Source organism: Alkaliphilus transvaalensis ATCC 700919, assembly GCF_000621485.1.
Lineage (GTDB): Bacteria > Bacillota > Clostridia > Peptostreptococcales > Natronincolaceae > Alkaliphilus > Alkaliphilus transvaalensis.
The window spans coordinates 35,148-59,651 of sequence record NZ_JHYF01000009.1 but is presented as its reverse complement, the minus strand read 5'-3'; the positions used below and the strand labels follow the sequence as shown (position 1 = coordinate 59,651).

Sequence of the window (24,504 nt, the reverse complement as noted above, 5' to 3'; positions counted from 1 at the left end):
AATAAGTAATAGCTATGAAGGAGCATAGTATATTGTAGACTGTTTTTAAGAGAGTAGGTGTCTAAGGCTGAAAGCACCTGTAAAATAAGTACAGTAGAATTTCCCTCCGGAGCTATAGGGTTGAAAGACAAGTAGGCCTTATCGGTGGACGTCGTTAATGTCATAAGAGTGGTGTTGGATTAACACTATTAGGGTGGTACCGCGGAGATAACCTTCGTCCCTTTTTGGGATGAGGGTTTTTTATTTGTTCAAAAATATAGGTTAAATATTTTATGTAAATTGCATAATACCACACATTGTTTTTATGTGTCCTATGTAAAACAATATAGAGTAGTGAAGTTTTATCGCTACATTAAGATAAAAATCTAAAATTTATTTATGCAATTTACTGATTTTAAATACAGATTATGATATTATGTGGAATTAAATTCTACAATGATAAGGAAGGAGTTAGATTATGGAAGCTAGATTAAAAGAACTAGAACAACAGGCAAAAGATGAAATCTACCAAGCCAATACCTCAGATGAATTAGAAAAGGTAAGGGTAAAGTACTTAGGAAAAAAGGGTGAATTAACAGAAGTTTTAAGGGGGATGGGAAGTTTATCAGCAGAGGAAAGACCCCTTGTAGGTAAAGTAGCCAATATCGTTAGAGAAAATATTGAAAATGCCCTACAAGAAGCAAAGGGAGAAATTAAAAATAAAGAACTACAAGCCCAACTTCAGAAAGAGTCTATTGACGTAACAATGCCTGGAAAGAAGGTAAGGTTAGGGAAGAAGCATCCTTTAATTAAAGGAATGGATGAATTAAAGGATATTTTCATCAGTATGGGATTCCAGGTTGCCCAAGGGCCAGAAGTAGAGACAGTATACTATAATTTTGATGCCCTAAATGCACCTCAAAATCATCCCTCTAGGGATATGAGCGATACCTTCTATATTAATGAAGATACCATCTTAAGAACCCAAACATCCCCTGTACAGGTTAGGGTAATGGAAAATAAAAAACCACCAATTAGAATCATTTCTCCAGGTAGATGCTTTAGAAATGACACCCCCGATGCTACCCATTCTCCAATGTTTCATCAATTAGAAGGGTTAGTAGTAGATAAAGGAATTACTTTAGCAGACTTAAAGGGGACTCTAGAGGTTTTTGCAAAGCATTTCTTTGGAGATCAAACAAAAATTAAGTTTAGACCCCATAATTTCCCCTTTACAGAGCCAAGTGCTGAAATAGATGCCTCTTGCTTTAAGTGTGAAGGAGCAGGTTGTAGCATGTGTAAAGGTAGTGGTTGGATTGAACTTTTAGGAGCAGGTATGGTTCATCCAAACGTACTAAGAAATTGTGGAATCGACCCTGAAGTTTATAGTGGTTTTGCCTTCGGTATGGGAATCGACCGTCTAGTGATGCTAAAGTATGGTGTAGACGATATCCGTTTGTTCTTCGAAAATGATATGAGATTTTTAAATCAATTTTAAATAAATACAGAATGTGTTTGGACAAGAAAAGTAGAGGAGGGCTTTAGATGTTAGTACCTTTAAAATGGTTAAAGGAATATGTAGAGATAGATTTAGATGTAACTCAACTTGCCGATGATATGACGATGTCAGGTTCAAAGGTAGAAGGGGTTGAAAGATTAGGGAAAGATATTACAGGAGTCGTTGTTGGTAAAATTGAATCAATCGAACAACATCCTAATGCAGATAAACTAGTGATCACAAAAATTAATATAGGAGAAGAAACCCTACAAATTGTTACGGGAGCAAAGAACATTAATGTTGGTGACTATGTACCAGTTGCTACCCATGGGGCTAATCTTGCTGAAGGTCTTAAAATTAAAAAGGGTAAGTTAAGGGGAGAAGTTTCAGAAGGAATGTTATGCTCTCAAGAAGAATTAGGAATTCCTAATAACCTAATTCCTGAAGAATTAAAGGATGGTATTTGGATTTTAGATCAACCCTATCCATTAGGTGTAAACATATTTGATGTAGTGGAGCTACAAGATGATATCATCGAATTTGAAATTACATCAAACCGTCCCGATTGCTTAAGTATGATGGGAATTGCAAGAGAAACAGCAGCCACCATAGGGAGTTCATTAAAATATCCAGAGGTATATATAAAGGAAGAAGAGGATACAACTTTAGGAGTAAAGGTAAAAATTGAAGATCTAGAAGGTTGTACTCGATACATTGCCAGAGTCATTAAAGACGTGAAAATAGAACCATCTCCTTTATGGATGCAACAAAGATTAATGAAGGCAGGCGTAAGACCCATTAGTAATATTGTAGACATTACCAACTATGTTATGCTAGAGTACGGTCAGCCTCTACATGCCTTTGATATCAACTATGTTGAAGGAAATTCTATTCTTGTTAGAAAAGCAAAAAATGGCGAGGCCTTTAAAACCCTAGATGGAGTAGAACGTCAATTGGATGAAACCATGACTGTTATTGCAGACGAAGCAAAAGGTTTAGCTATTGCAGGTGTAATGGGGGGAGAAGAGTCAGAGATTACCGATGCCACCACTACCATATTATTAGAGTCTGCCCATTTTAATAAGGATAAAATAAGAGCAACATCAAAAAAATTAGGCTTAAGAACAGAGGCATCTTCCCGCTATGAAAAGGGTGTAGACGCTAATCTAGCTGCTATAGCTGCTGATCGTGCTTGTCAGTTGATAGAAGCTCTAGGGGCAGGAAAAGTCTTAAAAGAAAAGGTAGATGTTTATCCAGAAAAGAAGGAAAAAAGAACCCTTAAGATTAGACATCAACGAATGAATGGACTGTTAGGAACCAATATTTCAATTGATGAAATGATAGAAATATTAAAATCCTTAGAGATTACTGCTGTTCTTGAAGGAGAGCATTTAATTGTTACAGTACCCACATTCCGTGATGACCTTCAAATAGAAGCAGATTTTGTTGAAGAAATTGGAAGGATATACGGTTTTGATAAAATACCCTCTACAATGGCAAAGGGAAACATTGTAGTTGGCGGAAAAACCAATGGACAAATGATTGAAGACATTACCAAAGAAGGGCTACTTTCTTTAGGTTTCAATGAAATATTAACCTATTCATTCATTAGTCCAAAGAGTGTTGAAAAGATCAATGTTAGCGAAGATAGTATTAAGAGAAACTTTGTAAGACTGCTTAATCCATTAGGAGACGAGACTAGTGTGATGAGAACAAGTCTATTACCAAATATGTTGGAAGTTTTATCAAGAAATATTAATCGTAAAGTTGAAGAAGCTAGAGCTTTTGAAATTGGAAGTATCTTTATTCCTCAAAGAGAAGGAAAGGACCAACTACCTTACGAAGTGTCAAACCTAGTAATAGGGATGTATGGGCAAGAAGACTTCTATAGCCTAAAAGGAGTAATTGAAGGGTTATTTAATCGTTTAGGGATCTCTGGTTTAGACTTCGAAGTAGAGAAGAATCACCCAACCTATCATCCCGGTAGAACGGCTAATATATTGGTGGGGAACCATATTGTAGGGATTATGGGGGAACTTCATCCACAAGTTATGGAAAACTACGATCTTTCTAAGCGATGCTATTTGGCAGAGTTAGACTTCAATTTAATGATTCAATTTACAAGAGTAGATACAATGTATAAGCCATTACCGAAATATCCAGCCATGACTAGAGACTTAGCGATTGTTGTCAATGAATCAGTAATGGTGAAGGAAATAGAAAAGATTATTCAACAACAAGGGGGAGACCTTTTAGAGAGCTTCCAGTTATTTGATGTATATAGAGGGAATCAAGTAGCAGAAGGATCTAAGAGTGTAGCCTATACCATTACTTACCGTCATATGGAGCGAACCCTTACAGATGAAGAGGTAAACAAAGTTCAAGAAGCCATTATGACAAGTATCAAAGAAGAAATTGGTGGAACATTAAGAGAGTAGGGGGGATTTCCTTCCTTCTCTTTTTTATAACGAACAGAAAAGTTCTACTTTAATTATTTTAATATAAAAGAACTTTATGTAATGAGTTATAACGAAGTCATCCTTTAAATTCCGAAGAAAGACTTTGATCTTGATGTTTAGTAAATCAGCCTTTTTAATGATGATTTAACTTGATGAAAAAATTTTCATGTAATCTTCCATCTAAAGCAGGAGTTTCAGCATTTATCAAGAAATTAGTAAAATAAACAATTTAGAATTAAGGGGTGAGAGAGCTATGCAACGGAAGAACAAAGTATTGATTAAGATAAACGGACAGGAATATCCTATTGTAGGAGCAGAACCAAAAGAATATTTATTAAAAGTTGGAAATTATGTTGATGAAAGAATGGAAGAAGTTGCACAGGGTAATAAGCGGTTAAGTACATCTATGATTGCTGTATTAACCTCTATTAATATTACCGATCAACTCCTAAAACTGCAGGAAGCCTATAGACAACTGGAGAGTCAGCAGACAGCCCCCTTACAAGAACTAGAAAAGGTCAAGGAAGAATTACAAAAGGCATCAGAGAAGTTGGCAGAAAAAGAAGAGAATAATCAGTTGTTAATGGAGAAGTTAAGTGAATATACCCTTGCCCAAAGTCAACAGCAGGGACAACAGGAAGACTTAGATGAAAAGGCTAAAAAACTAGCAGATAAGGAAGCTGATCTTAAAAAAGCAGAAGAAATAATTAATGACCTACAAAACAAGTTATTTGAAAGTCAAATCAAGCTAGTAGAAACAAGAAGGCAGATGGAGGAAATTTTAAAGCATTCCCACGGAGAAGTTGCTTCGGAAACAAACAGCTAATAGAAGAATAAATTATGTATCATAACTATGTATAAAAAGTAGTGATATCAGGATATTACTACTTTTATAAGTTTTTGATGCTAGCTTTCATTTTGATAACAAATAGGAAAGTTCGACTTTAATTATTATTAAAAAAGAGAACTTTACGTAATGAGTTTCAAGATAAGCAGATAACCAATTTAATGGATTAAATTGTGTAAGGCGCTTAGTTTTTTCACCTAAAGTCATCCTATAAATCTTCCGAAGGAAGACTTTGTTCTAATTAAAATAGGCCTATAGAGGTATCTATATAATATTGGTGTATTTATTAATATTTTATTAATGGTATAAATAAAAAAAATAGTGTATTTCCAAGTAATAATTTTAGTAGTTGTGGAAAGATTGGAGGTTCTATGAAGGTACTATTATTATTTATAGATGGTTTTGGAATAGGCGAAGAAGATAGAGATAAAAACCCATTTATCGATGCCACCACTCCAAATTTAGATAAAATCAAAGAAGCCTATGTAATGATTCCCACCGATACCACCCTTGGGGTAGAAGGAATCCCTCAAAGTGCCTCGGGGCAAACTACCCTTTTAACAGGAGTTAATGGACCAAAGGCTTTAGGGCATCACTTAAATGGGTTTCCAACGCCGACGTTAAAAAAGATATTATATGAAAAAAGTATTTTCAAGCAACTTAAGGAAAACGGTTATAAAGTAACTAATGCCAACGCCTATACAAAAGAATACCTAGAAAATATGGGGAAAATAAAGGGGGTAAAATGGGGTGTTTCTGCCACAACTATTGCTACAATGGCAGCTGACATTCCCTTTAGAACCGAAGAAGACTTAGCTAATAGAAATGCCGTTTATCAGGATATCACAAATGAAATTATGATTCATGAATGGCAGCAGCCAGTAAAAAAGTTACATCCCCATGAAGCAGGTCAGATCCTAGCTAAAATTGTTTCACAACATGATTTTACCCTATTTGAATATTTTCAGACGGATATTGCTGGTCATAAGCAAAACAAAGAGAAGGCAATTGAAATAATAGAAAGAATTGATCAATTTATTGGGGGAATACTAGATGAAATTAATTTAGAAGAGACTCTAATCATCATTACCAGTGATCATGGTAATATAGAGGATTTATCTATTAAAACCCACACAATGAACCCCGTACCAACCATGCTAATTGGTAAATCAGTAGAAGTAATAAAGGATGATATTAAGGATCTAATGGATATCGTTCCTGCTATTATTAAAGTCTTAACCCAGAAATTTAAATCAAAATTGAATTAAAAATGAATCAAAATTTCCTAAAATTGAATCATACCATAACTACGATTTTATAGGTTTGATGGATTGATGTACTGATGGATATATGAAAACTGAGTATTTTTTAATATTACAATCTATTCTCATTAAACACTAAGGAGTGAAGTTTTCATTTTCCATTAATATAAAATTAAATTAATGATACAATTTCCTCAAGTTTTTAAAGGAAAGTAAAGTTATAGGGTAAAGTAATTAATTACAGTTAAATTAAGGTTAATTTAGATATAAGAAAGGTGTTTTTTAAGATGAAAAAGATAGAATTACTGGCTCCAGCAGGCAGTTTTGAAGCCCTTAAAGCTGCCCTACAAAATGGTGCAGATGCCGTATATTTAGGGGGAACTGAATTTAGTGCTAGGGCCTATGCCTCCAATTTTGATAGAAAAACCCTACAAGAGGCTGTAGCCTATAGTCATATTAGAGGGATGAAGGTTTACGTAACCATTAATACATTAATGAAGGATCATGAAATTCAAGGGCTCCTAGAATATGTAGACTTCTTGTATAACATTGACGTAGATGCAGTAATAGTTCAAGACCTAGGGGTTTTATCCCTTATTAGACAGGCTTATCCCGATTTTGAGATTCATTGTAGTACTCAAATGACCCTCCATAATATTGAAGGAGTGGAGATCTTGAAAGCAATGGGGGTACATCGTGTTGTCTTAGCAAGGGAACTATCAATTGAAGCCATCGAGGAGATTCATGAAAAAACAGGAATGGAGTTGGAAGTTTTTGTTCATGGAGCCCTCTGTGTTTCTTATTCGGGTCAATGCTTAATGAGTAGTTTTATTGGAGGCAGAAGTGGTAACCGAGGTAGATGTGCTCAACCCTGTAGAAAGCCCTATCAAATCATTTCGGCTAATGGCAAGCTGAAAGATCCCAAAAACAGTTATTACCATTTAAGTATGAGGGATCTAAATACCTTTGATGAAATAGGAAAACTAATTGAAGGGGGAGTTACCTCCTTTAAAATTGAAGGTAGAATGAAGAAACCCCAATATGTAGCTTCTGTTGTTAGGTCCTATCGTCAAGGAATAGATCATTATTTAAGTAAAAATAAATCCCTAAGGGATGAAAAAATACAGTTAGAAATGGAAAAAATGTTTAATCGTAAATTCACGAAGGGATATATTTTTAATAGTCCTAAAGAAGAGGTTGTTAATATTGAAAAACCCAATAATAGAGGAATCTATTTAGGGGAAGTTAAACAATATAATTCAAAGAACAAAAGGCTACAGATGAAGCTAAAGGCAGATCTAGCAGTAGGAGATGGTATTGAAGTATGGCAGGGACAAGGCTCTAATGAGGGTGGGGCGGTTACAGCCATCTATCTAAATAATAAACCTGTCACTAGGGCAATTGCAGGACAAGTGGTTGAAATAGACCTAAAAGGAAAAATATATCCTGGAGATGGTGTATACAAAACGCTAGATACAGAAATGATGGAGGAACTAGAGAAAACCTATGCCCATCAAGTGGAAAATAAGAAAATAAAAATCTTTGGAGAAATAAAAGTAGCTCTAGGGGAAGAAATTAGTTTGATGTTATGGGATCAAGATGAAAACTATGTTTATCATAAAACAGACTATATTGTAGAGAAGGCCCAGAAGGTTGCCCTTACAAAAGAAAGGCTCCTAGAAAATTTAAGAAAACTCGGTAATACCCCCTATAGCTTTGAAAACATAGAAATTAAATTGGAAGAAGGGGTAGCTGTTCCTATTTCAGTTATTAATGGACTACGGAGAGATGCCATAGAAAAATTAGATCAATTAAGGGAAAATAGACACCACAGGATAGAAAAAGAAAGCCAACCTCAATTACCAGTTCTATCTAATAGACCATTAGAAGAAGGTGAAAATAGAAGTCTAATTCCTAAAATATCTGTAAAGGTAGATACCCTTCATCAATTAAAGGTCGTGTTAGAAGCAGAGGTAAATATTATTTATTATGGAGATATCAGAACTTTTGCTGAAGCAACAACCCTATGTCATGGAAAGGGAGTTAAGATCTATTTTAGAACTCCTGCCATTATGACTAACGATGATTATAAAAGGTTTGATAAGGATGCTTCAGGTCTAAAACCAGATGGAATTTTAGCGGGGGATTTAGGTATGGTTGCATATGGCAATAGAATGTTAAAAACATCCATCATGGGAGACTATTCCCTCAATGTAATGAATAGCTATACGTTAAATAGGCTTGAGACTTTAGGGCTAGAAGGAGCCATTCTTTCACCAGAATTAGATTTTAAGAATATTAAAGGAATAAAGGCCAATCCTTTTATGAAATTAGAAGCCATCATATATGGTAAAATGCCTGTCATGACTTTAGAATATTGCCCTTTGAAACAAATTAATGAATGTAATCATCAATGCGATTCTTGTGCTACAATCCCCTACCAATATCGTTGGGGACTAAAGGATCAAAAACAAATGACTTTTCCTTTAGGAAAGGATTGTTGGGGGAGAACCATCATCTTAAATTCCCAAACCCTATACATGATGGATAAATTGCATGATTTTAAGAAGCATAGTCTATCAATCTATCGTTTAGAGTTTACAGATGAAGAAGCCGAAGAAATAAGGGCTACTTTAAAGCATTGTCAAGAGCAAATTAAGGCTCTAAACGCTAATAAATCACCTAAGGGTGTAGAAGAACTAAAGCACTTGGTTAGGGATGGCTTTACCAGAGGTCATTATTATCGAGGTGTGGAATAAGCAAAAAAATCCCCTAATTGTAGTCTATGTACAAACTACAACTAGGGGATTTTACTTAAAAATTTTTCTTTTCACCTTCTGTTTTGGAAAGGCTGATTTTTTATTTTTAGTGTAAATTTTCTTCTTAAAATGGTAAAATTGATATAGTAGCTGATAGGAGGCAAAAAAATGGAAGTAATCATTACTGAAAAATTAATGAATTATCTAGAAGCTAAGGCTATAAAGGATTTAACCATAGATTATCTTCAAAATAAAACCTGCTGAGGGCAGCCTAATTTGCCTTCCGTGAAGAAGGAAAAACCATCAAATCCAAAAGTCTATTATTACATTAATATCAAGGGGATTAATGTTTATGTTAAACATAACCTTAAATTATCCGATAATAGATTAATGCTAGACCTGTACTCTTTTTTGTTTTTTAAAGAAATTACAATAGATGGTGTAGAATTGTTTTAGCCCAGAGGATCAAAGTAAAGGCTTTTAGTTAACCTTTAGGTTGTTTCGTTAGATGATAAAGTAAGTAATATATGTTGTGGGTCAATAAAGTTGAGAATGGAGGACTGTTGGGATATGAAAAGAGGCGAATTAGATACCCCCTGTTTAGTAGTGGAATTAGACAAATTAGAAGAAAACATAAAGGAAATGTCAGATTTAGCAAAGGAACACGAGGTAGAGCTATGGCCAATGATCAAAACCCATAAAAGTAAGTATATAGTTCAGCAACAACTGAAGATGGGGGCTAAGGGAGTATTAACAGCAAAACTAGGTGAAGCGGAAAAAATGGTGGAAGCAGGGGCAGAGCGGGTTATGCTGGCTTATCCCATCATGGGAGATAAAAAGCTAGACCGTTTAGTAGACCTAACAAAAAAGGCAGAAGTCTATTGTAGTGTAGACTCGTTAGAAGCTGCCCAAATGATTAATGACAGGGCATTAAAAGAAGGTATTGTCTTAAATACCATCATTATTGTAGATAGCGGACTACAGCGATTAGGAGTTAGACCAGAAAATGTACTAAATCTTTATAATAACATCAAGCATCTTAAGGGGATTAACGTAGTAGGTGTAGCCACCCACGGAGGTCATGTATATGGAGCAGTAGATGTTGAAGGGGTAAAAAAAGCCGCCCAAGAAGAGTTAGAAGCTATTATCCTAGCATCAAAAATACTAAAGGAAGCTGGCGTAGATTGCAGAATTGCAGCCATTGGGTCTACACCAACTGTTAAAGAGATACAAGATTTTAAAGACATTAAACAAATACGTCCAGGTAACTATGTTTTTTATGATGCAGTTCAAGTGGCCTTAGGGGTTGTTCCTTTAGAAAGATGTTCATTAAAGGTTTTAGCAACAATCCTGAGTATACCAGAGGCAGGAAGGGCCATTATGGATGCCGGCAGCAAAATCCTTTGTTTAGATGCAGGAGCCCACGGCAATAACAATATAAAAGGATATGGCATTGTTCTAGGAATGGAGGATGTTTTAATAAAGGGATTATCAGAGGAATTAGGAAAACTAGTCTATGATCCTGAAAAAGTACAACTTAAAGTAGGTCAGCAGGTGGAGATTATACCAAACCATGCCTGTACAGTAGTAAATATGGTAGATTATATTTATGGCATCAGAAATGATGAGGTGGAGGAAATCATCGAAGTAACAGCAAGGGGATTGTTCCACTAGTTAAGGAAGTCCAACTAAAATAGAGGTGAGTAAAAATGTTGAAGGAACAAGTCATAAAGTATTATCCAGATAATCATTATAATTGTGCAGAAGCGATAATTTATGCTGCAAATGACATTTATAACTTAAAACTAGCAAAAGATACTTTAAAGGCAATGGCTGGTTTTGGTGGTGGAATGGCAGTTGAAGGTGTGTGTGGAGCCATCAGCGGTGGAGTAGCCGTCATAGGGATTCTTTTTACAAAGGAATATGCCCATGAAGGAGATGCTGTTAAGGAGTTAACTAAAGAGTTAATAAATGCAGTAGAAGAAGAATTAGGCAGTAGTAATTGTAAAGTGCTTAAAGAAAAGTATCGAAATGAAGAATCAAAATGCAAGTTTATTGTGGAAATTATTGCAGATAAATTAGAAAGCATAATTAATAGGGAATTGACAAAGGGTGCTAATGAATAAACACCTAAAAAATAAACTGGAATTAGCTGTTAGATTGTGGGGATTTAAATGAGTAAAATATTATATATAACAGAAAAACCTAGTGTAGCTATGGAATTTGCTAAAGTCCTTAATATAAAAGGGCAAAGAAGAAATGGTTATCTAGAAGCGGAAGATGCAGTTGTTACTTGGTGCGTTGGTCATTTGGTAACCATGAGCTATCCAGACGCATATGACGAAAGTCTAAAAAAGTGGTCATTAACTACCCTTCCCTTTCTACCAAAGCAGTATAAATATGAAGTAATACCTGCTGTTAAAAATCAGTTTGAAGTTATTCAGCAGCTTCTTAGGCGTTCTGATATTACATCGGTTTATGTTTGCACCGACTCTGGGCGAGAAGGAGAATACATTTATCGTTTAGTGGATATGATGGTGGGGGTAGAAGGAAAAGAAAAACGCAGAGTGTGGATAGACTCCCAAACCGAAGAGGAGATTCAAAGGGGAATTAAAGAGGCAAAACCTTTGTCCGACTACGACCCCTTATCTGATTCTGCCTTTTTACGGGCAAAGGAAGATTATTTAGCAGGAATTAATTTTTCTAGACTACTAACTTTAATTTATGGGAAGGTAATCGCAAAAAAATTACAAAAAGATCATGTTGTTGTAGCTGTTGGCAGAGTTATGACATGTGTATTGGGAATGGTGGTAGACCGAGAACGAGAGGTAAGAGAATTTGTAAAAACACCTTTTTATAAGATCCATGGTACCTTTAGTAAAAATCAAGAATCTCAATACATAGGTGAATGGAAGGCGGTAGAAGGCTCAAAATACCATATGTCGCCCCTTCTCTTTAATGACAATGGATTTAAGGAAAAAAAACATGCAGAAGAACTAGTTCAACATTTAACAGAAGATGCTGCTACAAAGGCTAAAATTGACAGTGTAAAAAAGAGTAAAGAAAAGAAGTATGCACCTTTATTATATAATTTAGCTGAGCTACAAAATGAATGTAGTAAAAAATTTAAAATTAGTCCCGATGAAACCTTAACAGCAGTACAGACCTTATACGAGAAGAAATTAGTTACCTATCCAAGAACCGATGCAAGGGTACTTTCAACTGCGGTCGCAAAGGAAATTAATATTAATTTAAAGGGTTTAGCAGCCTTTCAAGGGGGTATAACCCTACGTGAAGGAGCTATGAAGGTTTTAAAAAATCAATGGGCTAAAAACCTAAAGTCATCTAAGTATGTAAATGACGACAAAATTACTGATCACTATGCCATTATACCTACAGGAAAAGGATTGGAAAATTATAATCGTTTGAAGGAGATAGAAAAGAAAATATACGGATTAATCTCACTAAGATTTCTAGCAATTTTTTACCCTCCTGCTGTTTATAATAAAATTGCCATCATAACAGAAGTTAAAGAAGAATTTTTTCAAACAAACCAAAAAGTCTGTATAGAGCAGGGGTATTTAGAAATTCTAAAACCAGACCAAGAGGATAAGGATAAAAGCTCCAATGATGAAGAAAATCAGTTCTTAAATAGTTTAAGAAAAGGTCAGCAGCTAGATATTCAAAACTTTGAAATTAAAGAGGGAGAAACAACTCCACCAAAGAGGTACACTTCAGGTTCAATTATCTTGGCTATGGAGAATGCAGGAAAACTAATAGAGGATGAAGAACTACGGGAGCAAATCAAGGGCTCTGGTATAGGTACTAGTGCCACAAGGGCTGAAATTATAAAAAAGTTAATAAGAATAGAATATATTGATAGTAACGACAAAACTCAGGTCTTAACACCTACAACCTTGGGGGAGTTAATCTATATTGTCGTCAAAAAATCTATTCCAGACCTACTAAACCCTAAGTTAACTGCCAGTTGGGAAAAGGGATTGGAAATGGTAGCAAAAAGAGAATTAGGTTGTAATGAATATATGGAAAAGCTAGAAGGATTCATCGAAAGAAAAGTAGAAAAAGTATTAATCAAACAGAAAATACCAAAAAAAAGTAAATGATAATAAGGTAAAGGCTAAGATTGATATTAAAAGGAAAAGCTAAGAATAATTATTTTAGTAAAAATATACGAAGCTTAAATAGAATAAGATATACAGAAAGTGGTGGTTATTATCGGGAAGTTTTATCAATATGTTGGAGCATATATGACAAAATGGTTGACTATTGCAACCTTTGCAGGTATAGGTGGTGGACTATCAGCAGTTGTCCTTTCAAGATTTATTAATTGGGTAGGTATTTATGGAGGAAGGTTTCCCCTATGGATTGCCCCGGCAATAGGTGGGGTAATTGTATCTATAATCTATTTATATGATCGTGACGCTTCAGGTTTTGGTACTGACCATTATATATGTGCTGTTAATACAAAGCATGGACACCTGTCTTTTAAAACCCTATATAGTAAATTGGCGGCAACAGCTGTTACCCTTGGTTTTAAAGGAAGTGGTGGAGTTGAGGGACCAATGTTGGTGATTGGTGGGAGTTTAGCCGATGGGATTTCAAGGTTACCAATTTTAAGAAAATATATATCAGAGCATGAACATCATGTATTAACTATTTGTGGAGCAGCGGGGGCAATTGGAGCCATTTTCCGTTCTCCTTTAGGTGGGGGAATTTTTGTTGTAGAGGTATTATATCACTCATCTTTACATTATTCAGACTTGTTTCCGGCAATTTTATCATCTATCATGGGATTTGTAATTTATGGTATGCTTAAAGACCCAACACCTTTGTTTAAAATACCAGATTATTTACCTAATGTGTTTAATGTACCTTTATTTGTGTTAGCCGCCATTGTGGCAGGGGTAGCTTCATTATTATTTATGGCTATCTTTGGGTATATTAAAGCTTACTTCGATAAATCTCCTTATAAAAAAATCCATCCAATCATAGGTGGATTACTTACAGGATTAATTATATTATTTCTACCAGAAACTGCTGGAACAGGAACAAATATTATTCAAAATATGATTAACGAAAACTTTCCGATTACTTTATTAATGCTATTATTTATCGGGAAGATCTTTGCTACTTCCTTTACCGTAGGTTCTGGTGGAAGCGCTGGTTTAGTAATTCCGGCCCTTTTTATTGGTGCCATTGCAGGAAACAGTGTATCTACTTTAATAGGTGCAACAGATGTTGGTTTGTCTGCATCTTTAGTAATTGCTGGTATGGCAGCCAGTTTAGCCAGTATCGCCAATGTACCGATAGCAGCAGCTATTATGCTAGTGGAAATGGTGGGCCTTCGACTTGGGGTGCCGGCCGCCTTAGGAAGTATTATTGGTTACGCCATTGGCCATAGTCGAGTAATCTATGGTGTTACTTGCCCAGACCATTGGCAGTTTGAACAAAATGTTGAAATTAAAGCGTCAGATAAAAAATTAGATAGTCATTAAAAAATTCGTCGATCTCCAAAAAGTCTAAAAAACAATGGAGGTTGACGAATTTTTAAATGTCTGGGGAATCATGGTGTTGATTTTAAAATGTTCTTTTGTCCAATTGAAAATTTACAAAGTAAAGAAGTAATTGATAGAAATTAATTTGGAGAAAAAACAGAATTTTACACTTTGACAATTTGTTACAAATATAATAGAATCAATGTATACACTGGGTTGGAGAATACCAAGAAGGTATCGAAAATAAATATTTTCAAGTAGATATTGTAAAATGTGTTGGTATTGATAGAATACTAGGGCATTGATTGTGGATGTTATAGTAGGAAAAACTTTTAAAGGGGAAATAAGATATGAACAGCCTCCCACAAATTAAAATGAATATTGTTAAAGAATTTTTACTAGAGAGATTATCAGCTAAAATGATTATCATTTTTGGTTCAGTAGCAAAGGGCAATATGAGGTGGGATAGTGATCTGGATATCGCTTTCTTAAGAGATAAGGAAGTTGATAGTTATCAATTATTTATGTTGGCTCAAGAGCTGGCAGGTATGATAAATTTAGATGTTGATTTAATTGACCTAGAAAAGGCATCTACTGTTTTTAAGGTACAAATTATTGGCTATGGTAAAGTGATCTATGAAGAAGATAGACAACAGGTAGCAGAGTATAAGGTTAAAGTATTGAAGGAATATGCTAAGCTTAACGAAGAAAGAAAGCCTATTTTAGATAAGATCAAAGAAAGGGGTAAAATGAGTGAATAAAGATATTATCCTTAATAAAACTGAAATTATAAATCGTTGTATAAAGCGAATTAAAGAAGAATATCAAGGAAACCCTGAAAACCTGTATAATTACACTAAACAGGATTCAATAATCTTAAATCTACAAAGGGCATGCGAAGCTTCAATTGATTTAGCTATGCATATTATTGCGGAGGAGGGTTTAGGAATACCACAAAGTAGCAGAGAGGCCTTTGCAATTTTAGAGAAAAATAGCATTATTAATGAAGAAATTTCAACAAACTTAAAAGCAATGGTAGGCTTTAGAAATATAGCAGTACACGATTATCAACAGATTAATATTAATATTTTACAGAAAATTATTGAATATCATTTAGAAGACTTTAATTTATATGTAACTATTTTGTTGAAAACTTTATAAAAGAGAGTAGTTAATTAATTCGTCGATCTCCAATAGCGTAAAAAAGGCTGGAGGTCGACGAATTAATTTATTCAACGAAAGGTAGTCGTAAAATCTTAAAGATTTAGTTTTCTAATACAGTAATAATAAAAATCATTTTAAAAAGCCCTTTTCAATTAGTAAAAATTTCTTATTTCTATATTCCAATATTATGCTATAGTTAGCCTGTTGATTAGTCAACTAGTTTCAGGGGTATTTATCACATAAATCAAATTTAGATTACTAGCTGAGGGGGAATACCTATGAAAAGTATTAAGCAAAGGATGATCATTAGTTTTACAGCAATAATCTTAATAACATGTAGTATCCTAGGCATTTTTTCAATAAGAATGACAAAAGATTCAGTTGCAGAAGCCGTTATAGAAAAGGCAAATGCCGACTTAAAAACTTCTTTACAAATTATAGACTTAAAATATCCTGGGGCCTGGTCTGTAAGCGATAATATACTATATAAAGGAGATAGAAGAATTAATGATAATACAGAAATAGTTGATTTGTTGGCAGGATTAACAAATAATACTGTGACAATTTTTCTTTATGATACAAGGGTTACGACAAATGTAATGCAAGAGGGAAAGCGAGCAGTAGGGACTAAGGTTTCTGACGAAATAGCAGAAGTAGTTTTAAAAGAAGGTAATACATATCTTGGTGAGGCTGTGGTATTAGGAGAAAATATTCAAACGGCCTATACACCAATTCGAGATGAAAGAAATAATATTATTGGTATGTTTTATGTTGGGGTTTCTAAGAATTTTGTAGATAGGTTGATAAGTGAAGATATTAAAGAGTTGGTTTTGATTATATTAGGGACTTTAATAGTAACGATCATATTAGCCATTTTTATTGGAGGATCCCTCGTAAAGCCTATCATTACAATTTCTAACTTTGCTAAGTTAGTAGGAGAACTGGATATTAGTCAAAACATTCCACCAGAGCAATTAAAACGAAAAGATGAAATTGGTGTCCTTGCAAACTCCTTTCAATCATTAATGGATAATCTACGGAGCTTTCTAGAACATATTATGGAGTCTACAGAACTGGTGGCAGCTTCTTCAGAAGAATTAACAGCAATTTCAGAGCAATCGGCTACAGCCTCAGAACACGTTGCAGCCTCATCGGGTACAGTAGCAGAAAATGCGGTATTACAGCATGAAGAAGTATTAAATGCCAACACAAAAATTCAAAGAATCTCTCAAGATATAGAAGGGGTTTCTGAAAATGCTGAAGAAATCAATACCCTAAGTGGAAAAGTCTTAAATGAATCTAATATTGGTAATGAAGAAATTAATAAAGTATTAACTCAGATGAACCAAATTAACAGAAGTACTCAAAATGTACAAAACTCTCTATTAGGAATTACCGATAGTTCTAATAGGATGAATGAAATTACTAAGGTTATTCAAGGAATTGCAGCCCAAACAAATCTATTGGCATTAAATGCGGCAATAGAGGCAGCACGGGCAGGGGAACAAGGAAAAGGCTTTGCTGTAGTGGCAGAAGAAGTAAGGAAATTGGCAGAGCAATCACAAAAAGCAACAGAAGAAATTAATTATTTAATTAATGAGAATGACTCCAATATTAGAAGTACCAATACAGCCATGTCAGAAAGTTTAAAAATAGTAGAAGAGGGAATGGAAGTAGCCAATAATACAAAAAGAACCTTTGAAGAAATAACGGGCTTAATCCATCAAGTTAATAGTCAAATTGAAAATATTTATGGTACAAGTCATCAAGTATCACAAAACAGTCAAGATGTTGTTCAATCAACTAAAAAGCTAGAGGAAATGAGCAGAGATGTTAATGGAGAAATCCAAAACATTTCTGCAGCCACACAAGAACAAACAGCTTCTATGGAGGAAATTGCCTCTGCTAGTCAAGGCTTGGCGCAGTTAGCAGAAGAGCTACAAGAAGAAATGAAAAAGTTTAAAATAAACTAAAATAAACTAAAATAAACTAAAATAAACCAAAAGTATTAGACTATACTGAGGGTTAGGTTTATGTAAGCCAAGGATGAGTTTATAGGGGATGACAATGTCATCCCCTAATTGCTGTGTCTTTATTAATAAAGCTAAGGAAAGTAGTTTATTTTATTTATTGACTATAATAGTTAAAAAATAAACATTATAAAATACAGAAAATTTCAAAAAACCTATTGATTATTTGATTAATATTGTTTATAATAAACACAAATAAACATAAGTTAATATAATTAATGTTCAAATCAAACATTAAACCGACAAAAACTTATAATAAGTGACAAGGAGTGTCTCTTTATGTTACCAGTTGAAAGAAGAACAGAGATAACCAATTATCTAAAAGAGCATGGCAAGGTGGTTGTTGAAGAACTAGCAGAAAAGCTAAATGTATCCACTATGACCATAAGAAGAGACTTACAAATACTAGAAGAGGAAGGGTTTGTAACCCGAACCTATGGCGGGGCCGTTTTAAAGGCTCAACTGATAAAGGAAATCCCTTATCAAGAAAAGGCCAGCATTAATATAGAGTCTAAAATAAAAATTGCTAAATATGCTAGTTCTTTAGTAGAAGCTGGTCACACGATTATTCTAGATTCTGGAACAACCAATATGGAGGTTGCAAAGCAAATTGTACATATAGAAGATCTTAAAGTAATAACCAATGATGTAATGATAGCAGCCTTCCTACATCCCTATGAAAATATAAAGGTTTTCTGTTGTGGGGGAGCCATCCAAAGAAATACAGGTACCATTTTGGGTTCCTATGCTAGAGAGTTTTTTCAAGACATCTTTGCTGATATTATCTTTATTGGGGCAAGTGCTGTAGACATAAAATATGGAATTACCACACCTTCAATAGAAAAGGCAAAGTTGAAGCAGTGGATGTTAAGGGCTGCCGACAAAAAAATATTACTGACGGACAGTTCTAAATTTGGAAAGAAAAGCTTTGCAAGGGTTTGTGCCATTGACGATCTAGATCTAATTATTTCAGATGTTGAGCTAGATAATGAAGTAATCAAGCTGTTAAAGGAGAAAAATCTTAGCTTAGATTTAATTTAGATAGAAGTCACAAAGGAGGGGGACCATGCCAAAGGTAGTTGTAATAGCTGATGATTTAACAGGAGCAAATGCTACAGGCGTATTGCTTGCAAGAAAAGGTTTTCAAGTAGCTACTTACTTAAATCTAAATGATTTAACCAATAGAAATAAACATCTTGATGTTATTTCTATAACCACAAATAGTAGAGGCTTAAAAAAAGAAGAAGCCTACAAATTAGTTGCTGATACCACCAGCCACTTTAAAAGTATGGATATCAAGTTTTTTAGTAAAAGGATTGATAGTACCCTGAGGGGGAATATTGGTGCTGAGATAGATGGAGTATTAACAACGCTAAAGGGTGATGAGGTTGCCATCGTAGTAGCATCTTATCCTACATCAGGAAGAATTTCAGCAGGGGGGTATCTTTTGGTAAATTCCATACCCTTAGAAAAAACCGATGTAGCAAAGGACCCTAAAACACCTGTTAGCACCTCCTGTATTCTGGAAGTGATCAAAGGGCAGACGAAAACCACTGTTGGATATATCCCTTTAAAGGAAGTCTTGAAGGGATCAGATTCCTTGAAGGAGGGAATTCTTGAAGAAAAAGCTAAGGGCTCAAAAATAATTGTTATTGATGCCACCACCGATGAAGAGATAGAGGTCATTGCTAAGGCTGTTGCTAAATCTCAGTTATCGGTAATAGCAGTAGATCCAGGCCCCTTCACAGCTATGCTGGCAAAGCACCTTGTGGGGGAAGATGTCAGTGGTATACCGGGTAAAAAGGCCTTCTTTGCAGTCGGTAGTGTAACCCAACAAACAAAAAGACAATTGGAAGAATTAAAGTTAAAACATAACCCTCATATTGTCAAAGTTAACCCAGAAATGTTACTAGATATAGCTCTGCGGGAGAAGGAAATTAATCGAGCAGTGGAAGAAATTATGGAGAAAATAGATGGGTTTAAGGTAATTGGGGTTACCACCAACGGAAGTAAAATTCTAAATTTAAAGGAAGTAAGTGCAGCGATTAATATTTCAGAAGATGATGCCGCCCAAAGAATTTCCAATGGTTTAGGTAAAATAACAGCAAAAGTGATGGAGGCTAGTAAGGGCTTAATTGGAGGTCTCTACACCAGTGGGGGAGACGTAACTGTTGAAGTTTGTAGCGAATTAAATTCATCAGGTATAGAGGTAAAGGATGAAGTACTGCCCTTAGCAGCCTACGGTAGAGTGATCAATGGTGCATATGATAATACGCCTGTAATTACAAAGGGTGGGCTGGTAGGTAACGACATGGCGATGGTGGAATGTATTGATTACTTATTAACTAAAATATCAAATGAATACTATAACTTAAAGTGACAGAAGGGAGAAATGAAAAATGAAGAGACCGATAGTTGCAGTACCAATGGGTGATCCGGCAGGGATTGGGCCAGAAATAGTTGTAAAGGCCTTTAATCAAAAAGAGATCCATGAAATTAGTAAATCTGTTGTCATTGGAGAAAAGCAGACCCTATTAAAGGCTATGGAAATATGCCAAATAGATTTAAAAATTAATGTTATTAAAGAAGTATCAGAAGGGGATTATCAAGCAGGCGTTTTAAATTTAATTGACCTAGAAAATATTGTAATTGAAGACCTTCAGTATGGAAAGGTGCAGGCAATGGCAGGTCAGGCGGCTTTTGATTATATTAAGACATCTGTAGACTTAGCCCTTAAGGGAGATGTAGATGTTTTGGCAACAACCCCAATCAATAAAGAGGCATTAAAAGCAGCTAATATAGATTATATAGGTCATACTGAAATATTAGCTGATCTAACCAATACAAAAGATCCATTAACAGTATTTGAAGTAGATAAATTAAGGGTATTCTTCCTTTCTCGACATGTTTCCCTTAGGGAAGCCTGCGATTTAGTTAAAAAGGAGAGGGTATTAGACTATATCGAAAGGTCCTGTGCAGCCTTAGAAAGAATAGGCATTAAGGATGCTAAGCTGGCAGTTGCGGGCTTAAATCCCCACAGTGGTGAGAATGGGTTGTTTGGTAGAGAAGAAGTGGATGAAATTGTTCCCGCTATTGAAGCGGCCAGGGAAAAAGGAATTGATGTTGTTGGGCCAGTACCGGCAGATTCAGTTTTCCACTTTGGAGTACAGGGTAGATATGATGCGATCCTATCCCTTTACCATGATCAAGGACATATTGCTACAAAAATGGTGGATTTTGAAAGAACCATTTCATTAACAAATAATATGCCTTTTTTACGTACATCTGTTGACCATGGTACTGCCTTTAATTTAGCAGGGACAGGTAGAGCTAGTGCAGTAAGTATGATAGAAGCAATAAAAGTAGCAGCTAAGTATGGCCCTTATTTTAGAAAATAAACAATTAGATAATTCAATAGATATCTAAATAGGACTTTAAAGGTTCACCTTTAAAGTTCTATTTAGAAGGATGATGAAAACGTTTCCGATAATTATTTAACAAAAAATAATAATAAAAAATATATAATAAGGGGGAGTTTTAAATGGATGTTTCAGGTAGTCAAATGGTATTAGGATTAGTTTTAGGAATCATCTTACTGCTAGTGTTAATCCTAAAGACGAAAATCCATGCATTTCTAGCTTTAATCATTGCAGCATCAGTAACAGGTCTTGTTGGTGGCATGCCAGCAAATAGTGTAGTAACTTCTATAACCAACGGTTTTGGAAGCACTTTAGGGAGTATTGGAATCATTATAGGTTTTGGTGTAATGATGGGGCAATTGTTTGAGGCATCTGGGGCAGCTGAAAGAATGGCTTTAACCTTTATTAAAATCCTTGGGAAGAAAAGAGAAGAATTGGCAATGGCTATTACTGGTTTTATTGTTTCAATTCCTATCTTTTGTGATTCAGGCTTTGTTATTTTATCACCATTGGTTAAGGCAATATCAAAGAAGACTAAAAAGTCTGTAGTTTCCTTAGGGATTGCCCTAGCATTAGGTTTAGTAATTACCCATTCCTTAGTGCCGCCTACACCGGGGCCAGTAGGAGTGGCTGGTATCTTTGGAGTTAGTGTAGGAAGTCTATTACTTTGGGGTATCGTTCTTGCAATTCCAATGACCTTTGCTGGTATGCTATATGGACAGTGGTTGGGGAAACAAATTTATCAACTTCCAGGGGAAGGGGATACTTGGATCCGTCCTGACTATCAAACGTTTACATATGAGGCTGCCACAAAAGAGGTAAATAACGATGGGGCTAAATTACCTTCTGCCTTTATGGCCTTTGCACCAATTATTATTCCTGTTATTCTAATTCTACTGAACACAGTATCAGCCAATATTCTAAAATTAGAAGGCTCTATTGCTAGTGTGGTTACCTTTGTGGGGACACCAGTAATTGCAGTTGGAATTGGTTTAATTATTGCTATTTTAGGGTTAACGAAAAACTTTACAAGAGAAGAAACCATAGAAAAAATGGAACAAGGAATCCGTTCTGCCGGCATCATTATATTAGTAACCGGTGGTGGGGGAGCCCTTGGTACAGTATTAAGGGATAGTGGTACAGGAAACTATTTAGCTGAATTAATTGCTGAAACTTCTTTACCGGTCATTCTAATTCCTTTTATTGTAGCTTCGGCAGTTCGTTTAATTCAAGGAAGTGGTACTGTTGCAATGGTAACAGCAGCCTCCATCACAGCACCTATGATAGCTGGTTTAGATGTAAACCCTGTATTTGCTGCCCTAGCAGCCTGCGTCGGTTCTTTGATTTTCTCTTATTTCAATGATAGTTATTTCTGGGTAGTGAATCGTATGCTGGGAATTAAAAACGTAAAAGAGCAAATTAGAGTATGGTCTGTAACAACAACCATTGCTTGGGGAGTAGGCTTAGTGGGATTATTAGTTTTAAATGCCTTCTTTGGATAATTGAAACAAAAAGTTATGGTTAATTGAAATATTAAGTAATAAAAATAGTAGGAGGCGGGTAAATAATTTACTCACCTCCTACTGTTTTATTCACCATCTGTAGATAAATCCAACCATGCTTCCATCAATGCTTCTAAATCTCTTTGGAGCTGTTCCTTATTTTCCTGTAGATTTTGAACTTCTAAGTAATCGGTAGCTACTTTAATCATTTCCTCATCTAGCCGATAGATTTCTGATTCTAAGCTAGTGATTTTCTCTTCCACCTCTTTAATTTTTAATAGAGGTTTATGAGGTTTATTAGATTGTATCTTTTTATGATTACAGTTCTTTCCATCAACAATTTTTTCTAATTTCTTTTTTTCTAGTGGGTTAGGGTTAAGTTGCTTCTCCTTCCTCTCTTTTAGCTCCAATTTTTTATGTTTATAATAATCATAGTTTCCGGCATATTCAATAAGGCGGTGATTCGACAATTCATAGACCTTTTGAGCAATGGAGTTAATAAAATACCGATCGTGGGATATAAAGAGAACTGTTCCCTTAAAATCTTCTAATGTTTCTTCTAGCATTTCTCTAGATTCAATGTCTAGATGGTTGGTGGGTTCATCTAAAATAAGGGTATTAATATCCTGGTGCATCAATTGACATAGGCGAAGCCTACTTCTTTCACCCCCCGATAGATTTCCTACCCTTTTAAAGACATCTTCTTCATAGAATAAAAACCCAGCCAAGATGCTGCGGGCTTCTCCGATGGTGATATTACAGCTAAACTGTAGCGTTTCTAATATGCTTAAATTTTCATCAGGAAAGGTGAGGTTCTGTTGCAAGTAGCCTATTTTAGCACTGCTTCCTATCAAGATCTCCCCAGCATCGGCTATAAATTCTCCATTAATTAATTTAAATAGAGTGGATTTACCACTGCCGTTTTTACCTAAAATCCCCACTTTTTCATTTGCTCTTAAATGGAAATTTAGGTCCTTTAAAAGGGGGTAATTGTCAAAGGATTTATTTAATTGATTTATTTTAATTACATCCTTCCCAGACTTACCATCGGCAGCAAAATCTACTTGAATCTTTTTTCTTTCTAGAAGGGGTCTTTTCATTCTTTCTAATTTATCAAGACGTTTTTGAATAGAGGCTGCTTTTTTATGGAACTTTGGGTTATCGCCACGGTTTCCCCAATCTTTAAACCGTTTGATGCTTTCCTCCATCGATTTAATCTTCTTTTGTTGGTTTTGATAATCTTCTAGGGCTAGTAATAGTCTTCGATTTTTCTCTTCTACATAAAAAGAATAATTACCTAAATAGACCTCCGCTTCTCCTTCTTCAATTTCAATTACTTTACCAATTGTCTGGTCTAAAAAATAGCGGTCGTGGGAGATAATTAAAACTGTACCATCGTAGCCCTTTAAATAATCTTCTAACCATTCTATTGAGTCCATATCAAGATGATTAGAGGGCTCATCTAATAGTAGTAGGTCTGGGGACTGTAGTAGAATTCGTCCTAATAGTATACGGGTTTTTTCTCCGCCACTTAAACTATTAAAGACTCTTTTCATCAGTTCTTGACTGATTTTTAAGCCATCAGAGACTTTACTTAGTTTTTCCTCCATGTTATAACCCCCTATAGCAGTAAATTCCTGTTGTAACTCGCCATAGTTTTTAAGGATTTTTTCAATCTCTTGGGGGCTTCCCTTAGTCATAGACACTTCCATTTGGCTCATTTTGGCTAATAGTTTCAGTTCTTTTTCAAAGGCAGTATCTAAAACATCTTTAACGGTGAAGGTTTGGGGGAAAACAGGAATCTGATCTAAATAGCCTATTGTAGTATCTTTTTTGATGGCAAGTTGACCTTCATCTTGCTTTTCTATTTGGTTAATTATTTTAAAAATTGTTGTTTTACCAGTACCATTTCTACCGATAATGGCGACCTTTTCTTTATATAGAATGTCGAAGGTAATATTGTTTAAAATCAAGTTGCCACCATAGTATTTTTTTATATTTTTTAAAGATAAATGGACCATTAATTATTCCTCCTTAAAATGGGGGAAGATAACCTTACCTAGATAAAT

The 24,504-nt window shown here is 35.0% G+C and carries 17 protein-coding genes and 1 other annotated feature; of the genes, 16 read left to right on the top strand and 1 reads right to left on the bottom strand.

The features are described from left to right. Window positions 1-5 precede the first annotated feature (5 nt). Window positions 6-225 (top strand) — a binding site (T-box leader). Window positions 226-457: 232 nt separating this feature from the next. The 16 genes from pheS (at window position 458) to T335_RS0107740 (ending at window position 22,435) form a co-directional block, all read left to right on the top strand. Further along, the gene (gene pheS, locus T335_RS0107820) at window positions 458-1,477 is read left to right on the top strand and encodes a phenylalanine--tRNA ligase subunit alpha (protein ID WP_026477052.1); all 1,020 of its coding nucleotides are present in this window, start codon (window positions 458-460) and stop codon (window positions 1,475-1,477) included. Between the two features lie 47 nt (window positions 1,478-1,524). After that, the gene (gene pheT / locus T335_RS0107815) at window positions 1,525-3,915 is read left to right on the top strand and encodes a phenylalanine--tRNA ligase subunit beta (RefSeq protein WP_026477051.1); all 2,391 of its coding nucleotides are present in this window, start codon (window positions 1,525-1,527) and stop codon (window positions 3,913-3,915) included. Between the two features lie 274 nt (window positions 3,916-4,189). After that, window positions 4,190-4,762, top strand: coding sequence for a cell division protein ZapA (zapA, locus tag T335_RS0107810; RefSeq protein WP_026477050.1), 573 nt, complete (start codon window positions 4,190-4,192; stop codon window positions 4,760-4,762). 392 nt (window positions 4,763-5,154) lie between these two features. Then, entirely contained in the window at window positions 5,155-6,051 is an 897-nt protein-coding gene (locus T335_RS0107805) for an alkaline phosphatase family protein (RefSeq protein ID WP_026477049.1), read from the top strand. A gap of 281 nt (window positions 6,052-6,332) precedes the next feature. Next, a complete protein-coding gene (locus T335_RS0107800) occupies window positions 6,333-8,804 on the top strand; it encodes a DUF3656 domain-containing U32 family peptidase (protein WP_026477048.1) in 2,472 nt (823 codons plus the stop codon). 570 nt (window positions 8,805-9,374) lie between these two features. Then, window positions 9,375-10,478 carry an alanine racemase gene (locus T335_RS0107790; protein WP_026477047.1) on the top strand — a complete coding sequence of 368 codons (1,104 nt, stop codon included), beginning with the start codon at window positions 9,375-9,377 and terminating at the stop codon, window positions 10,476-10,478. A 35-nt stretch (window positions 10,479-10,513) separates the two neighbouring features. Next, window positions 10,514-10,930, top strand: a complete 417-nt coding sequence (locus T335_RS0107785; RefSeq protein WP_026477046.1) for a C-GCAxxG-C-C family (seleno)protein — start codon at window positions 10,514-10,516, stop codon at window positions 10,928-10,930. A gap of 48 nt (window positions 10,931-10,978) precedes the next feature. After that, window positions 10,979-12,928, top strand: a complete 1,950-nt coding sequence (locus T335_RS0107780; RefSeq protein WP_026477045.1) for a DNA topoisomerase — start codon at window positions 10,979-10,981, stop codon at window positions 12,926-12,928. 144 nt (window positions 12,929-13,072) lie between these two features. Next, window positions 13,073-14,320 carry a chloride channel protein gene (locus T335_RS0107775; protein WP_242837263.1) on the top strand — a complete coding sequence of 416 codons (1,248 nt, stop codon included), beginning with the start codon at window positions 13,073-13,075 and terminating at the stop codon, window positions 14,318-14,320. Between the two features lie 350 nt (window positions 14,321-14,670). Next, the gene (gene mntA, locus T335_RS0107770; RefSeq protein WP_026477043.1) at window positions 14,671-15,081 is read left to right on the top strand and encodes a type VII toxin-antitoxin system MntA family adenylyltransferase antitoxin; all 411 of its coding nucleotides are present in this window, start codon (window positions 14,671-14,673) and stop codon (window positions 15,079-15,081) included. Further along, on the top strand, window positions 15,074-15,481 hold the full coding sequence (gene hepT, locus T335_RS0107765; protein ID WP_026477042.1) for a type VII toxin-antitoxin system HepT family RNase toxin: 408 nt from the start codon (window positions 15,074-15,076) through the stop codon (window positions 15,479-15,481). Before mntA ends, hepT begins: the two co-directional genes overlap by 8 nt. A gap of 281 nt (window positions 15,482-15,762) precedes the next feature. Next, window positions 15,763-17,457, top strand: a complete 1,695-nt coding sequence (locus T335_RS0107760) for a methyl-accepting chemotaxis protein (RefSeq protein ID WP_034328034.1) — start codon at window positions 15,763-15,765, stop codon at window positions 17,455-17,457. Between the two features lie 336 nt (window positions 17,458-17,793). After that, window positions 17,794-18,555, top strand: a complete 762-nt coding sequence (locus T335_RS0107755) for a DeoR/GlpR family DNA-binding transcription regulator (RefSeq protein ID WP_026477040.1) — start codon at window positions 17,794-17,796, stop codon at window positions 18,553-18,555. Between the two features lie 25 nt (window positions 18,556-18,580). After that, window positions 18,581-19,894, top strand: coding sequence for a four-carbon acid sugar kinase family protein (locus T335_RS0107750; protein ID WP_026477039.1), 1,314 nt, complete (start codon window positions 18,581-18,583; stop codon window positions 19,892-19,894). Window positions 19,895-19,913: 19 nt separating this feature from the next. Further along, window positions 19,914-20,912, top strand: a complete 999-nt coding sequence (gene pdxA / locus T335_RS0107745) for a 4-hydroxythreonine-4-phosphate dehydrogenase PdxA (RefSeq protein WP_026477038.1) — start codon at window positions 19,914-19,916, stop codon at window positions 20,910-20,912. Window positions 20,913-21,055: 143 nt separating this feature from the next. Further along, complete coding sequence (locus T335_RS0107740) at window positions 21,056-22,435, top strand: GntP family permease (protein WP_026477037.1); 1,380 nt, start codon at window positions 21,056-21,058, stop codon at window positions 22,433-22,435. A gap of 86 nt (window positions 22,436-22,521) precedes the next feature. On the opposite strand, the gene abc-f is transcribed toward T335_RS0107740, so the two are convergent. Next, window positions 22,522-24,456 (bottom strand): ribosomal protection-like ABC-F family protein, encoded by a 1,935-nt coding sequence (gene abc-f, locus T335_RS0107735; protein WP_026477036.1) that lies wholly within the window; start codon window positions 24,454-24,456, stop codon window positions 22,522-22,524. Window positions 24,457-24,504 lie beyond the last annotated feature (48 nt).